Origin of the sequence: Curtobacterium sp. CFBP9011, assembly GCF_034045095.1 — a bacterium.
Lineage (GTDB): Bacteria > Actinomycetota > Actinomycetes > Actinomycetales > Microbacteriaceae > Curtobacterium.
In genome coordinates, this window is the sequence record NZ_JAXCWN010000002.1 from 560,941 (window position 1) to 576,350 (window position 15,410).

Consider the following 15,410-nt stretch of genomic DNA (forward strand, 5'->3'; position numbering starts at 1 on the left):
ATGACCACCACCCCGATCGACCAGCTGACTGCCCTGAGCGAGGACGAGGTCGTCACCCACTCGTACGTCAAGCACGTCGCGCTGCCCTCCGGTGGCACGCTCGCGCTCATCACGCTCGACAACGGCAAGGACTACAAGCGCCCCTCGACGCTCGGCCCGCGCACCATGCGCGAGCTGTCCGGCGTGCTCGACGAGCTCCGTGCCGCCGCGGCCGCCGGCACCGTCCAGGCCGTCGCGATCACGGGCAAGGAGTACTGCTTCGCCGCGGGCGCCGACCTGTCCCAGGCGGCAGCGCTGCCCTCCCGCGAGGTCGCGCACGAGCTCGGTGTGCTCGGCCACGCCACGCTCCGGAAGTTCAGCGAGCTCGGTGTCCCGTCGTTCGCGTTCGTCAACGGCATCGCGCTCGGCGGCGGGCTCGAGGTGGCGCTGCACTGCACCTACCGCGTGTTCTCGTCCGCTGCCCAGGGCATCGGGCTGCCCGAGGTCTTCCTCGGCATCATCCCCGGCTGGGGTGGTGCGACGCTGCTCCCCCGCCTGATCGGCCCGGAGAAGGCCCTGCGGGTCATCGTCGAGAACCCGCTGAAGAACAACCGCCTGATGGACGGGAAGGCCGCGGTCGACCTCGGCATCGGCGACGCCCTCATCCCCTCGGTGACCTTCCTGCCGTCCGCGGTCGCCTGGGCTGACGGCGTCGTGTCCGGTCGCACCAAGGTGGTCCGCAAGAACGAACCCGGCATGATCGAGAAGGCCGCCTGGGGCACCGTCGTCAAGGTCGCACGGCAGCAGGTGACGTCGAAGATCGGCAGCGTCCCGAAGTCGCCGTTCCGCGCGCTCGACCTCGTCGCCGCCGCCAAGTCGGGGTCGCTCGAGGAGCGCTTCGCCGGCGAGGACGACGCCCTCGCCGACCTGCTCGCCGGGGACCAGTTCGCCGCGTCGATGTACGCGTTCGACCTGGTGCAGAAGCGGGCCAAGCGTCCGGTCGGCGCTCCCGAGGGCGTCGACGCGAAGAAGGTCACGAAGGTCGGCGTCCTCGGCGCCGGGCTGATGGCCTCGCAGTTCGCGCTGCTCTTCGCCCGCCGACTCGGGGTCCCCGTCGTCATCACCGACGTCTCGCAGGAGCGCGTCGACGCCGGTGTCGCCCGGATCCGCCAGTCCGTGGACGAGATGCTCGCCAAGGGCCGGGTCTCGCAGGACGACGCGAACCGCATCACCGCACTCGTCAGCGGTTCGGTGTCGTACGACGCCTTCGCGGACGCCGACTGGGTGATCGAGGCCGTCTTCGAGGAGATGGGCGTCAAGCAGGAGGTGTTCCGGAAGATCGAGCAGGTCATCGCACCGGACGCGATCCTCGCAACGAACACCTCGTCGCTGTCGGTGGACGAGATGGCGTCGGTGCTGCAGAACCCGGAGCGCCTGGTCGGCTTCCACTTCTTCAACCCGGTCGCGGTGATGCCGCTGCTCGAGGTCGTCCGCGCTTCCCGGACGTCCGACGAGGCCGTCGCCACCGCACTGGCCGTCGCGAAGACCCTGAAGAAGACCGCGATCGTCACGGCCGACCAGCCGGGCTTCGTCGTCAACCGGGTGCTCGCACGCGTCCTCGGCGAGGCCATGCGTGGCGTCGAGGAGGGCACCTCGTTCGAGACCGTCGCCGAGGGTGCCGCTCCCCTGGGCCTGCCGATGTCGCCGTTCGAGCTGCTCGAGCTCGTCGGGCTGCCGGTCGGCGCGCACGTGCTCGACTCGCACCACGCCGCCTGGCCGGAGCGCTTCTACCCGGGCGACGGGCTGAAGCGGATCGCCGAGCACGGGACGATCCTGACCCGCGACAAGAAGGGCAACGCGACCGGGTACGACTCCGCTGCCGTGAAGCTCGTCGCGCCGTCGAAGAAGGACGCCCACCCGGTCGACGCTGCCGAGATGCAGCGCCGGTTCGAGGACGCCCTGGCCGACGAGGTGCACCGCATGCTCGAGGACGGGGTCGTCCAGCACGTCGAGGAGATCGACCTCGGGCTGATCCTGGGCGCGGGCTACCCGTTCCAGGCCGGCGGCATCAGTCCGTACCTCGACCGCAGCGGGGCGTCCGAGCGGGTGTTCGGCGGCACGTTCCACGAGCCGCCGATCGTCGGGCCCGCCTCCCGCTGACCCACTCTGCGGAACACCGGTGTTCGTCTGACACATCGCGGCATGACGCGATGTAACGGACGAACACCGGTGTTCCGCGGGCCGGGCGGCCGCGCACCCCGTGTCAGCGCTCCGCGGACTCCCGAGACCGCGCCGGCTTCGCCTGGGGCACCTTCGTCCCGACGACCTGGTCGATGACGTCGCGGGCGATCGCCTGCGCCGTCAGCCCGGCATCGGAGAGGATCTGACCACGACTGGCGTGGGCGATGAACTCGTCCGGCAGCCCGAGCTCGTTGACACCCGTGTCGACCCCGGCAGCGCGGAGGTCCTGCCGCAACCGGGTCCCGACGCCACCGACGCGGACGCCGTCCTCGATCGTGATGACGAGCCGGTGGTCGCGCGACAGGTCGATGAGCGACGCCGGGATCGGCACGACCCACCGCGGGTCGACGACGGTGACACCGATGCCCTGCGCCTCGAGCAGCCCGGCGGCCTCGAGTGCGGTCGGCACCATCGACCCGACGGCCACGATCAACACGTCCTCCGACGCGTCGGAGGCGTGCAGGACGTCCACCCCGTCCGCCGTCCGGGACACCGCGGGGATGTCCGGTCCGACCTGGCCCTTGGACCACCGGAGGACCGTGGGCGCGTCGTCGACGGCCACGGCCTCCCGGAACTCCTCGCGCAGGGTGACGGCGTCGCGCGGCGCGGCGATCCGGATGCCCGGGACCACCTGCAGCAGCGCCAGGTCCCACATGCCGTGGTGGGAGGGGCCGTCCGGGCCGGTGATGCCCGCCCGGTCGAGGACGAACGTCACCCCGGCACGGTGCAGGGCGACGTCCATGAGCACCTGGTCGAACGCCCGGTTGAGGAACGTCGCGTACAGGGCGACGACGGGGTGCAGTCCCCCGTACGCCAGACCCGCGGCCGTGGTGACCGCGTGCTGCTCCGCGATGCCGACGTCGATCACCCGGTCGGGGTGAGCCTGCTGGAACAGGTGCAGCCCGGTGGGTCGGAGCATCGCGGCGGTGATCGCCATGATGCGCGGGTCCTCGTGACCGACCTCGGCCAGGGTGGCGGCGAAGACGGAGGTCCACGACGGCCCCGAGGCCTTGTCGAGCGACTCGCCCGTCTCCGGGTCGATGTGCCCGACGGCGTGGAACTGGTCCGCCTGGTCACGGAGCGCGGGCTCGAAGCCGTGCCCCTTCTCGGTGATCACGTGCACGATGACGGGCGAGCCGTAGCCCTTCGCCTGCCGGAGCGCCGCCTCCATCGCCTGCTGGTCGTGCCCGTCGACGGGGCCGATGTACTTGATGTCGAGGTTCGAGTACAGCGCCTCGTTGTTCGTGAAGCGCGACAAGAACCCGTGCAGTCCGCCACGGAGGCCGCGGTACACCGCGCGCCCGGGCGCGCCGAAGTGGTCGGCTGCGGCGCGGCTCTTCTCGTACAGCGTGCGGTACTCGCGGCGGGTGCGGACCGAGCTGAGGAACCGGGCCATCCCACCGATCGTCGGCGCGTACGAGCGGCCGTTGTCGTTGACCACGATCACCAGGCGGCGGTCGTTCTTGTCCGAGATGTTGTTGAGCGCCTCCCATGTCATGCCACCGGTGAGGGCGCCGTCGCCGACGACCGCGACGACCGTGCGGTCGGACTGCCCGGTCTGCTGGAAGGCGCGGGAGATGCCGTCCGCCCACGACAGCGACGAGGACGCGTGCGAGGACTCGACGATGTCGTGCTCCGACTCGCTGCGCTGCGGGTAGCCGGCGATGCCGCCGCGCTCACGCAGGTGCGAGAAGTCCTGGCGCCCGGTGACGAGCTTGTGCACGTACGACTGGTGGCCGGTGTCGAAGACGAAGGGGTCGTGCGGCGACTCGAAGACCCGGTGCATGGCGAGGGTCAGCTCGACGACGCCGAGGTTCGGCCCGAGGTGGCCGCCGGTCTTGGCGACCTCGGCGACCAGGAAGGTGCGGATCTCGGCGGCGAGTTCGGTCATCTGTGCGTCGGAGAGACGCTTCAGGTCGCGCGGGGACGTGATGCTGGCGAGCAGGCTCACGGGCGCTCCTTTCGTACGGCTGACGGCCCACTCTATGCGCGCGACCGGCACACGGACTGGAGGCGCGGTGACCGCCCGCCACGCGCCTCCCGTCCTCCGCGGAACGAAACCAGGGCGGCTGATCGCAACGGAGTACCGCCGCGGGCAGCCGCCCAGGTTGCGTGTTGCGAGGAGTCAGACGAGGGAGCGGAGGACGTACTGCAGGATGCCGCCGTTCCGGTAGTAGTCGGCCTCACCCGGGGTGTCGATGCGGACGACCGCGTCGAACTCGATCGGCTGCTTGCCGGCCGGCGAGTGCTCGGTCGGCTCGGCCGTGACGTGCACGGTCTTCGGCGTGGCACCGTCGTTCAGCGCGGTCAGACCCGAGATCGAGATCGACTCGGTGCCGTCGAGCCCGAGGGACTCGATCGACTCGCCCGCCGGGAACTGCAGCGGGACGACACCCATGCCGATGAGGTTCGACCGGTGGATCCGCTCGAAGCTCTCGGTGATGACGGCCTTGACGCCCAGCAGGCTCGTGCCCTTCGCCGCCCAGTCACGGGAGGAACCGGAACCGTACTCCTTGCCCCCCAGGACGACGAGCGGGGTGCCCTCCGCCTGGTAGTGCTCGGACGCGTCGTAGATGAACGACTGGGCACCGTCGGGCGTGGTGAAGTCGCGGGTGTAGCCGCCCTCGACCCCGTCGAGCAGCTGGTTGCGCAGACGGATGTTCGCGAACGTGCCGCGGATCATGACCTCGTGGTTGCCGCGACGCGAGCCGTAGGAGTTGAAGTCCTTGCGGTCGACACCGTGGTCGGCGAGGTACTTGCCCGCCGGGCTGTCCGCCTTGATCGAACCGGCCGGCGAGATGTGGTCGGTGGTGACCGAGTCGCCGAGCTTCGCGAGCACGCGGGCACCCGAGATGTCCGAGACCGCGTCCGGCTGCATGGTCATGCCATCGAAGTACGGGGGCTTCCGCACGTAGGTGGACTCGCTGTCCCACTCGAACGTGTCACCGGTCGGGGTCGGCAGGTTCTTCCACCGGTCGTCGCCCTCGAACACGGAGCCGTACTCGTGGGTGAACATCTCGGTGTCGATCGACGAGTCGATGACCTGCTGGACCTCGGCCGTGTCGGGCCAGATGTCCTTGAGGTACACCGCGTTGCCGTCGGTGTCGGTGCCGAGCGAGTCGGTGTCGAAGTCGAAGTGCATCGAGCCGGCGAGGGCGTACGCGATGACCAGCGGCGGCGAGGCCAGGTAGTTCATCTTGACGTCGGGGTTGATGCGGCCCTCGAAGTTGCGGTTGCCCGAGAGCACCGCGGTGACGGCGAGGTCGTTGTCCTGCACGGCCTGCGAGATCTCGTCCGGCAGCGGGCCGGAGTTGCCGATGCAGGTGGTGCAGCCGTAGCCGACCGTGTAGAAGCCGAGGTCTTCGAGGTAGGTCGTGAGACCGGCCTTCTCGTAGTAGTCCGTGACGACCTTCGACCCGGGGGCGAGCGTGGTCTTCACCCACGGCTTGGCCTTGAGGCCCTTCTTCGCCGCGTTGCGGGCGAGGATGCCGGCCGCCATCATCACGGACGGGTTCGACGTGTTGGTGCAGGACGTGATCGCCGCGATCGCGACGGCGCCGTGGTCGATGGTGAACGGGGCACCGTCGGCGATGGCGACCGAGGTCGGCTTGGACACGGTGCCGGGCGCACTGGAGGCGTGGGCCGGGACCTCGGACGCCGGTGCGTCCTGCAGGTCGTCGACCGCGTGCTCGTCGCCGGGGGCCGCGGCCACCGGATCGGAGGCCGGGAACGTGTCCGCGACGGCCTTGTCCTCTTCGGTGTGGTCGATGCTCGCGTAGTTGGCGAGGTCGACCTCGAACTGGTCCTTCGCGTGCGACAGGACGATGCGGTCCTGCGGGCGCTTCGGGCCGGAGATCGAGGGGACGACCGTGGAGAGGTCGAGCTCGAGGTACTCCGAGTAGGCCGGCTCGACCGACGGGTCGTGCCAGAGGCCCTGGGTCTTCGAGTAGGCCTCGACCAGGGCGATCTGTGCCTCGTCGCGACCGGTCAGGCGCAGGTAGTCGAGCGTGACGTCGTCGACCGGGAAGATCGCGGCCGTCGAGCCGAACTCGGGGCTCATGTTGCCGATGGTCGCGCGGTTCGCGAGCGGCACCGCGCCGACGCCCTCGCCGTAGAACTCGACGAACTTGCCGACCACGCCGTGCTTGCGGAGCTGCTCGGTGATGGTGAGCACCACGTCGGTCGCGGTCACGCCGGCGGGGATCTCACCCGAGAGCTTGAAGCCGACGACCTTCGGGATGAGCATCGACACCGGCTGGCCGAGCATCGCCGCTTCGGCCTCGATGCCGCCGACGCCCCAGCCCAGCACACCGAGGCCGTTGACCATCGTGGTGTGCGAGTCGGTGCCGACCAGGGTGTCCGGGTAGGCGTAGGTCTCGCCGTCGAAGTCACGCGTGTAGGTGACCTTCGCCAGGTACTCGATGTTGACCTGGTGGACGATGCCGGTGCCCGGCGGGACGACCTTGAAGTCCTCGAACGCCGTCTGGCCCCAGCGGAGGAACTGGTAGCGCTCCCCGTTCCGCTCGTACTCCAGGTCGGTGTTGCGCTGGAGGGCGTCCGAGCTGCCGAAGAGGTCCGCGATGACCGAGTGGTCGATGACCATCTCGGCCGGGGACAGCGGGTTGATCTTGTTCGGGTCGCCGCCGATCTCCGCCATCGCTTCACGCATGGTGGCGAGGTCGACGATGCACGGAACGCCCGTGAAGTCCTGCATGACCACGCGGGCCGGGGAGAACTGGATCTCGGTGTCCGGGTCGGCCTCGGGCTTCCACGAGCCGAGCGCGCGGATCTGGCCCTCGGTGACGTTCTTGCCGTCCTCGGTGCGCAGGAGGTTCTCGAGCAGCACCTTGAGGCTGTACGGGAGCTTCTCGTGCCCGGGCACGGCGTCGATCCGGTGGATGGCGTAGTCGACACCCCCGACCGAGAGTGTGTCCTTCGAGCCGAAGCTGTTGACTGCAGCCACTGTGCCGCCTCCCTGTTGATCGGTGTGCCCTCATCCTCGCGGGCCGCGGGACGTCCCACCAGCAAGGTGAACCTAAACCCGGGGACTCCGTCGTGCCCGGATGAAAGTGTCTTGACGTCGAGACAACTCTACACCGCGGCCGGTTCGTCCTTGACGAAGACGGTCCGGACGAGCAGCCACGTCACCCAGAGCAGGGCTGCGTAGAGCGGGACGCCGGTGATCAGCTTGATGCCGGCGAGCAGTTCGACCTGCGCTGCCAACCAGAGCGGGATCTCGAAGGCCAGGCGGAAGGCGAAGAGCCCGGCCCACATCCACGTCGCGACGGTGAGCACCCGTCGCTTGGCCGGGTCGTCCCGCCAGTCGTGCCCGTCGTCGTCCCCCGGCACGAGCAGCCCGACGATCAGGCCGATCAGCGGCCGACGCATCGCCAGCGTGACGAGGATGACCGCCAGGAACACCGCGTTGATGACGATGCCGGGGATGAAGTTGCTCTCGGCGCGACCGGTCAGCAGGGCGAGGCCCGCCGAGATCGCGACGCCGAAGATGCCGGCGAAGGACATCATGATCGACTGGCGCTGGAGCAGGCGGAGCACCACGAAGACGAGCCCGATCACGACCGGGACGACGACGCTCGGCACGACCTCCTTCGTGATCGCGTAGACGATCAGGAAGGCGAAGCCCGGCAGCACCGACTCGGCGAGCCCGCGGACACCACCGACGGCCGTCAGCAGGGCCTTGCCGGACGGGGCCTCTCCCGGGGCGACCTGGCCGATGCCCGCGTTCCGGACCGCGTCGCGCAGCTGGGCCTGCAGCGACAGCGGTTCGGCGCGCTCCTCGGCGAAGGGGTCCGGGGTGACCGCATCGGGACGCGAGCGGTCGTCGTGGTCCGTCACCGGGCCTCCAGGCTGGTTCGTGGGGTCGGCCGCAGCCGCGTCAGATGGTCGACTGCGCCGACTTCGGCATGTGCAGCGGGATGAGGTCGCGCGGCGGCATCGGCGTCGTGCCGCGCACGACGACGACGCTGCGGAAGAGCTCTTCGATGTCGGCGGAGTCGTCGGGCTGGTCGGCGGCCTTGCCGGCGATCACGCCACGGAGGAACCAGCGCGGGCCGTCGACGCCGACGAACCGGGCCGCACGGACGCCGTCGGTGACACCCTCGCCACCGACGACGGGCACCTGGGCGCGGAGTTCGGGGCCGAACGGGCCGTCGATCTCGGTCACGACACCGCCCTGCTGCTGGATCTGCTCCGCGATCTGCGCGCGGATCTCGTGCCAGAGCCCGGTCGACCGCGGTGCGGCGAAGGGCTGCACCTGCAGGGTCGAGTCGTCGAAGTCGAGCCCGACGGCGACCACGCGCTGCGAGTCCTCTTCCACCTCGAGGCGGAGGTGCAGGCCCTCGCGCGGCAGGATCTTCACGCCACCCAGGTCGACGTACGGGCGGACCAGGTTCGCCTCGGTCTCGTCGAGGGGGCCGTTGTCGCTGCGGTCCAGCGGCGCCGACTTGTCGGTCGACTCAGTGGCCAGCACCTCGTCGAAGCCCGCGTCGGCGTCGTCGGCGAGTTCGATCTCGGGCGAGGGCCCGGCGACCTCGACGTCGTCCACCACGGCCTCGGCGACCTCGACCTCGTCGCGCTTGCGTCGTCCGATCCTCATGACCGCGTCCCTTCCAGACCCTGCTCGTGCATGTCGACGGGCGTTCCCGCTCCGCCGTTCCGTTCGGTGTCCTGCTCGGCGTCGACGACGTCGGCGGACCCCTGGTGACCGGTGCGGTCACCGTAGCCCGACGACCCGAACCCGCCCTGTCCGCGGACGCTCTCCGGCAGCTCGGTGACCTGCGTGAACGTCACGCGGGGCACCGGCAGGACGATGAGCTGCGCGATCCGGTCCCCGACCTGGACCGCGTACGGCTCGGTGGCGTCCGTGTTGAGCAGCGCGACCTTGACCTCGCCGCGGTAGCCCGAGTCGATCGTGCCGGGCGCGTTCACGATGGTGATGCCGTGCTTGGCCGCGAGCCCGCTGCGGGGCACGACGAACCCGACGTGCTGGTCCGGCAGGGCGATCGCGAGCCCGGTGCCGACCAGGCGGCGCTCCCCGGGCGCGAGCACGAAGGACTCGGCGGACACCAGGTCGGCCCCGGCGTCGCCGGGCTTGGCGAACACGGGGGCGGCGTTGCCGGTCCAGAGGACGTCGACTGCTTCGGTCACGAGACGAGGGTAGTGCAGACCGTGACCGATCCGTGACCTGCTCGGAGCACGCAGCGGCTCGTGGTCGAATGGTGGGGTGATCGTGTACCGCGAACGACTGTGGGCCCCGCCCGCCCTGTACCTGGCGACGGCGCTCGTCATCCCCGCGAGCCTCCTCGTCTTCCTGCCCATCAGTGCGACCGCCGGGGTCGCCGTGGCCATCGGCATGGAGCTCGGCGTGCTCCTGCTCCTGTGGGCACTCGCACCCGTCATCGAGGTGACGGACACCGAGTTCCGTGCCGGACGGGCCCACCTGCCCCGCTCGGTCGTCGGCGAGGTCGCCGGTTTCGACGGCGCGGCGGCGACGAGCCAGCGCGGACCGGAGCTGGACGCGCGTGCCTGGACCCTGTTCCGCGGCTACGTGCACGGCGTCGTCAAGGTCGAGGTCCGGGACGCCGCCGACCCGACGCCGTACTGGCTGGTGAGCGTCCGCGACCCGGAGGCCGTCACCCGCGCCCTGACGAGCGGCGCCACGCAGACGAACGGCACCGGACCGGCCTGACGAGCAGGACGCCGGGGCGACGTCCCCGCACATGCAGAACGGCCCGCATCCAGCAGGATGCGGGCCGTTCCGGCGTTCGGTCGGTGTCTCAGAGTGCCGCGCACTCCATGCAGACCGGGCCGAGCTTCGTCTCGTGGTCGAGCTGCGAGCGGTGCTTCACCAGGAAGCACTCCACGCAGGTGAACTCGTCGACCTGCGGGGGCAGGACGACGACGTCGAGGTCGACGTCGCTGAGGTCCTGGCCCGCGAGCTCGAAGCTGCCCGGGTTGTCAGAATCGTCGTCGACGACTCCCGACATCTTGTCGGGGACGCGCTCCTTGAGGGCCTCGATCGACTCCGAGTCAGAGTTGTCGTCGGTCTTCCGAGGGGCGTCGTAATCGGTGGCCATGCCCATCCATTTCTCGTATCGAGAGGTCGTCGCCGGATTCGGCGGCGACAGTTTGCACCACGGCCCGTCCGAGTGCAAACCGAGTACTCGAGCGGTGCGTTCTGGCCGTGCAACCCGGCGCGCATCCCGACCATTCCCGATGCCGGGGACGAGACGCGCGGCACGCCGGGTGCCTGCGCCGAAAGTGCTGCAGCGGCCTGCATACTCCTCGGGTACGAGGCACGACCGTACGCAGGCAGCGGAGGGCGGAACCCATGCAAGACGTGAGAGTCATCGGAGTCGAATCCGGGTCGCTCCTCCTGGCGACCGACGGCGGGACCGAGTTCCGGCTGCCCGTCACCGCGTCGCTCCCGGGCCAGGTCCGGCAGGCGAACCCCGACTCCGGGCCGCAGAAGCGCGTCTCGCCGAAGGACGTGCAGGCACGCATCCGCAGCGGTTCCGACGCCGCCGACGTCGCCGCCGTCCTCGGGGTCGAGGTCGACTACGTCCGTCGCTTCGAGGGCCCGGTGCTCGCCGAGCGTGCGTTCGTCCTCGACGCCGCCCGACGGGTCAGTGTGACCCCGGTCGACGACGCCTCACCCGACACCTTCGGCGCGGCCATCACTGCCCGCCTCGAGTCCGGCGACGCCACCGACATCGCGTGGTCGAGCTGGAAGCACGTCGAGAACGGCTGGCAGGTGCAGGTCCGCTACACCGCGGCCGAGGTCGAGCACGACGCCCAGTGGCGCTTCGACCCGAAGACCGCCACGCTCGTGCCGGACAACGGTGACGCGCACCGCCTGTCGCACACCGAGGACGAGGGCATCGCCCCACGTCTCCGTGCCGTCGAGTACGAGCGTCAGGACGAGGACGGCACCCGGTTCGACTCCGGCGCCTTCCACGTCGAGGAACCCGCCGCCGAGGAACCCGCTGCCCCCGAGGCGGTCGAGCGCACTTCGCTGCGTCCGCCGCTCCCCCGCATCGGTACCTCGTACGTCGAGGAGCGCGCGCCCGGCAACGAGACCGCGGACCTGCTCGAGGCGCTCCGTCGCCGCCGCGGTGAGCGCGAGGCCGCGTCCTTCCCTGACCAGCAGGACGCCCCGCGCGGCACCTCGGTCGGGCTCGTCGACCTGCCCGTGTCCCCCGTCGACGACTCGGACACCGCCCCGCAGCCGGAGGCCCGCCCCACCGCCGTCCCGGACGGCGACAGCCGCTCGGACCGCCGCAAGCGCAACCGCCGGGCGATGCCCAGCTGGGACGAGATCGTCTTCGGCACCCGTCCGGACGACGACACCGTCTGACCCGACCGACTCTGACAGGAGGCTCGTCCCACGTCCGTGGGGCGGGCCTCCTGTCCGTCTCGGGGCCGGGTCTGATGCGGTCGGGACCGGCGGGTCCTACTGGGCGAACGCGCCCGCGAGGCGCAAGGGGACGAGCAGTTCGTCGTCGCTCATCGCCCCGTGTTGACCGATCATCCGGCCGGGCTCGACGCCGTCGCGGACCTCGCGGTCGTCGTTGAACGCCCACGACCCCTTCGCGACGAGCAGCACGTCGCCGATGCGCGGCAGGACGGCGTCGTCGACCGGGCCGAACCACCCGGCGGCCACGGCCTCGTCCCGGCTGGCGACCACCGCACGCTTGCCCAGGGACGCCCGGAACGCGTCCACCAGGGCCGGCACGTCCGTACCCGGTGCGACGGTCAGCTGCCGGCAGCGCGGGTCCCCGGCCACACCGACGACGTCCACCAGCAGGGCGGGGTCCATCGCGACGTTGCTGTGCGGCGGCACGTCGAGCACGCCGTGGTCCGCCGTGACGAGCACCCCGACGTCCGGGTCCACCCGGGCGTCCAGACGGGAGAGCTCGGCGTCGACGAGCTCGAGTGCCGCGGTCCACCGGTCGGACTGCCAGCCGTGCTTGTGCCCGATCGAGTCGAGTTCGGGGATGTAGAGGTAGACGAGCTGCCGTCCGCTGCCGGTGGCGTCGAGCGCGGCGTCGATCCGGGCCGGGATCGCGTCGGCGGCGACGAAGCGCGCACCGCCGAGGACGTTCGCCGTCATGCCGGAGGACCGGTAGCGGCTCGGTGCGACGACGACCGGGTCCACGCCGAGCCCGGACGCCGCGGTGAACACCGTCTCGGAGCGCAGCCACCCGGCGGGCACCTCGGTGTCCCACCCGCTCAGCAGGTTCATCACGCGGGACTCCTCCGGGTTCCAGCCGCTGTAGCCGACGACGCCGTGCTCGCCGGGCTGCCGGCCGGTCGTCAGCGTGGTCAGCGCCGCGGCGGTCGTGGTCGGGAAACCGCTGCGCAGGCGCTTCTTCGTCGCGGTGAGGAACCGGGCGTGGCCGGCGCGTGCCGCGAGGGCGTTCGCACCGAGGCCGTCGACCAGGACGACGATCGCGGAACGGGCGGGGCGGAGGGTGATCCGGGCCTCCCGTCCGGTGTCCCGCAACCAGGCGTCGTCGGCGGCGCCCAGCGCGACCAGGCAACTCGGCAGCACGTCGGCGAGGTTCACGGCGGCGTCGGGGGCCGTCGGTACGCTTGTTCCCACCCCCAGAGTCTTCCAGATCGAGCTGGGTCGGCAGAGAGGTGTCATGGCACGCACGGACGTCGTCGGGCTGCCCGACGGTGAGCGCATCGAGGACGTCGACGTCTCGGAGGAGATGCAGGGGTCGTTCCTGGAGTACGCGTACTCGGTCATCTACTCCCGCGCCCTGCCCGACGCCCGCGACGGCCTGAAGCCGGTGCAGCGCCGCATCCTGTACCAGATGGCGGAGATGGGCCTGCGGCCGGACCGCGGTCACGTGAAGAGCGCCCGCGTCACCGGCGAGGTGATGGGCAAGCTGCACCCGCACGGTGACGGCGCCATCTACGACGCACTCGTCCGGCTCGCGCAGCCGTTCACCATGCGCGTGCCGCTCGTCGACGGCCACGGCAACTTCGGCTCGCTCGACGACGGCCCCGCTGCCGCCCGGTACACCGAGGCCCGCCTGGCCGAACCGTCGATGGCGATGACCGAGGGCCTGGGCGAGGACGTCGTCGACTTCGTCCCGAACTACGACAACCAGATCATGCAGCCGAGCGTGCTGCCGGCGGCGTTCCCGAACCTGCTCGTCAACGGCGCGTCGGGCATCGCGGTCGGCATGGCGACGAACATGGCGCCGCACAACCTGGGCGAGGTCGTCGAGGCCGCGAAGCACCTGCTCATGCACCCGCACGCGACCCTCGACGAGCTGATGGAGTTCGTCCCCGGGCCCGACCTGCCCTCCGGCGGCACGATCGTCGGGCTCTCCGGGGTCCGTGATGCCTACGCCACCGGCCGCGGCACGTTCCGCACCCGGGCGAAGGTCTCGGTCGAGAACCTCACCCCCCGGAAGACCGGGCTGGTCGTCACCGAACTGCCCTACCTGGTCGGCCCCGAGCGGGTCATCGAGAAGATCAAGGACGGGGTGCAGTCGAAGAAGCTCATCGGCATCTCGGACGTCAACGACCTGACGGACCGCAACCACGGCCTCCGGCTCGTCATCGGCATCAAGTCCGGCTTCAACCCGACGGCCGTGCTCGAGCAGCTGTACAAGCACACGCCGCTCGAGGAGAACTTCGGCATCAACAACGTCGCCCTGGTCGACGGCTCGCCCCGTACCCTCGGGCTCCGCGACCTGCTCGACGTCTACGTCAAGCACCGCCTGTCGGTCGTCACGCGGCGCTCCCAGTACCGGCTCGCCCGACGCCGAGAGCGCCTGCACCTGGTCGAGGGGCTGCTCATCGCGATCCTCGACATCGACGAGGTCATCCAGGTCATCCGCACCTCGGACGACTCCGAGGCCGCGCGGAGCCGACTGCGGGACGTGTTCGACCTGTCCGAGGTGCAGGCCGAGTACATCCTCGAACTCCGCCTGCGCCGCCTGACGAAGTTCTCGCGCATGGAGCTCGAGGGCGAACGCGACCAGCTGCTCGCCGACATCGCCGCGCTCGAGGAACTGCTGGCCTCGGACGACCGCCTCCGGACCCAGGTCGCGACCGAGCTCACCGAGGTGTCCGAGAAGTTCGCCACGCCCCGCCGCACGCTCCTGACCGAGGCCGACGCCCCGGTGCGTGGTGGTCGGAAGGCCACGGTCGACCCGGAGTCGCTGCAGGTCGCCGACGCCCCCTGCCGGGTGATGCTCTCGACCACCGGGCGCCTGGTCCGCGTCGACATCCCGGCGGCGGAGTCCGGCATCGTCCACGTGCCGAAGCGCTCGAAGCACGACGCCGTCCGTTCCACCGTCGTCAGCACCGTCCGCGGGCAGGTCGGGGCGCTGACCTCCACCGGGCGTGTCGTGCGGTTCTCCCCCGTCGACGTCCCCGCCGTGCCGCCCGCGTCGGTGCGACTCGACGCCGGGGTCCGGGTCACCGAGTACCTCGGCGTGCCGAAGAGCGAGACCGTCGTCGCCCTCGTGTCCCTCGACGCCGCCGTCGCGGACTCCGTCGCCATCGGAACCGCCCAGGGCGTCGTCAAGCGCGTCGTCCCGGCCGCCTGGCCCGACAAGCCGGACTTCCCCGCCATCGGACTGAAGCCCGGCGACCACGTCGTCGGCGCCGCCCAGGCACCGGAGTCCGACGACCTGGTCTTCGTCACCTCGAACGCCCAGCTGCTCCGGTTCCCGGCTGGCGCGGTCCGTCCGCAGGGGCTCCCCGCCGGAGGCGTCGCGGGCGTGTCGCTGGCCGGGAGCGCCAGCGTCATCTGGTTCGGCTCCGTCGCCGTCACCGAGGACACCGTCGTCGCCACCGTCTCGACCACCTCGAGCGCCCTGCCGGGTACCGACGCCGGTCGCGCCAAGGTCTCGGCGCTGACGGAGTTCCCGGCGAAGGGCCGCGGCACCCAGGGAGTCCGGGCACACGCGTTCCTCAAGGGCGAGGACGGGCTCTCGGTCGCGTGGGCCGGCGTCGCGCCCCCGCACGCGGTCGGGTCGGACGGCGCCGCTCGGACGCTGCCGGACTGGCTGTCCAAGCGCGACGGATCGGGTAGCCCGCTCGACGCCGAGGTCGTCACCATCGGTGGCAGTGCCGCCGCGGTGGACGGCACGCGCGGCGAGGCCTGACGCGGGCGTTCCGTCGTCGGGCGCTACGTCGGCGCC

Annotated in this window: 10 protein-coding genes and 1 pseudogene; 4 read left to right on the forward strand and 7 right to left on the reverse strand. The window is 70.9% G+C overall.

Annotated elements, in window-relative coordinates; genetic code table 11:
- A complete protein-coding gene (locus SOM35_RS06925) occupies positions 1–2,139 on the forward strand; it encodes a 3-hydroxyacyl-CoA dehydrogenase NAD-binding domain-containing protein (protein ID WP_320514847.1) in 2,139 nt (712 codons plus the stop codon).
- Between the two features lie 103 nt (positions 2,140–2,242).
- Here the strand turns inward: SOM35_RS06925 and dxs are convergent, their stop codons facing one another.
- The 5 genes and pseudogenes from dxs to dut form a co-directional block, all read right to left on the reverse strand.
- Positions 2,243–4,171 carry a 1-deoxy-D-xylulose-5-phosphate synthase gene (gene dxs, locus SOM35_RS06930; protein WP_320514848.1) on the reverse strand — a complete coding sequence of 643 codons (1,929 nt, stop codon included), beginning with the start codon at positions 4,169–4,171 and terminating at the stop codon, positions 2,243–2,245.
- A 174-nt stretch (positions 4,172–4,345) separates the two neighbouring features.
- Positions 4,346–7,183 (reverse strand): aconitate hydratase, encoded by a 2,838-nt coding sequence (locus SOM35_RS06935; protein ID WP_320514849.1) that lies wholly within the window; start codon positions 7,181–7,183, stop codon positions 4,346–4,348.
- A 128-nt stretch (positions 7,184–7,311) separates the two neighbouring features.
- Positions 7,312–8,076: a DUF3159 domain-containing protein gene (locus SOM35_RS06940; RefSeq protein WP_111073289.1), complete on the reverse strand. Its 765-nt coding sequence runs from the start codon at positions 8,074–8,076 to the stop codon at positions 7,312–7,314.
- A 40-nt stretch (positions 8,077–8,116) separates the two neighbouring features.
- On the reverse strand, positions 8,117–8,836 hold the full coding sequence (locus SOM35_RS06945) for a DUF3710 domain-containing protein (protein ID WP_221851903.1): 720 nt from the start codon (positions 8,834–8,836) through the stop codon (positions 8,117–8,119).
- A 122-nt stretch (positions 8,837–8,958) separates the two neighbouring features.
- A pseudogene (gene dut / locus SOM35_RS06950) lies at positions 8,959–9,387 on the reverse strand (dUTP diphosphatase); the annotation flags it as partial.
- Positions 9,388–9,463: 76 nt separating this feature from the next.
- On the opposite strand from dut, the gene SOM35_RS06955 reads away from it, so the two are divergent.
- On the forward strand, positions 9,464–9,928 hold the full coding sequence (locus tag SOM35_RS06955) for a DUF3093 domain-containing protein (protein WP_320514850.1): 465 nt from the start codon (positions 9,464–9,466) through the stop codon (positions 9,926–9,928).
- 88 nt (positions 9,929–10,016) lie between these two features.
- On the opposite strand, the gene SOM35_RS06960 is transcribed toward SOM35_RS06955, so the two are convergent.
- Positions 10,017–10,316, reverse strand: a complete 300-nt coding sequence (locus SOM35_RS06960) for a DUF4193 domain-containing protein (RefSeq protein ID WP_110825450.1) — start codon at positions 10,314–10,316, stop codon at positions 10,017–10,019.
- 254 nt (positions 10,317–10,570) lie between these two features.
- Here SOM35_RS06960 and sepH point away from each other — a divergent pair, with 254 nt between their 5' ends.
- Positions 10,571–11,596, forward strand: a complete 1,026-nt coding sequence (gene sepH, locus SOM35_RS06965) for a septation protein SepH (protein WP_111073286.1) — start codon at positions 10,571–10,573, stop codon at positions 11,594–11,596.
- Between the two features lie 96 nt (positions 11,597–11,692).
- Here the strand turns inward: sepH and SOM35_RS06970 are convergent, their stop codons facing one another.
- The gene (locus SOM35_RS06970; RefSeq protein ID WP_320514851.1) at positions 11,693–12,844 is read right to left on the reverse strand and encodes an alkaline phosphatase family protein; all 1,152 of its coding nucleotides are present in this window, start codon (positions 12,842–12,844) and stop codon (positions 11,693–11,695) included.
- 43 nt (positions 12,845–12,887) lie between these two features.
- Between SOM35_RS06970 and SOM35_RS06975 the strand changes: the two genes are divergently transcribed.
- On the forward strand, positions 12,888–15,374 hold the full coding sequence (locus SOM35_RS06975; RefSeq protein WP_320514852.1) for a DNA gyrase/topoisomerase IV subunit A: 2,487 nt from the start codon (positions 12,888–12,890) through the stop codon (positions 15,372–15,374).
- Positions 15,375–15,410: the final 36 nt, after the last annotated feature.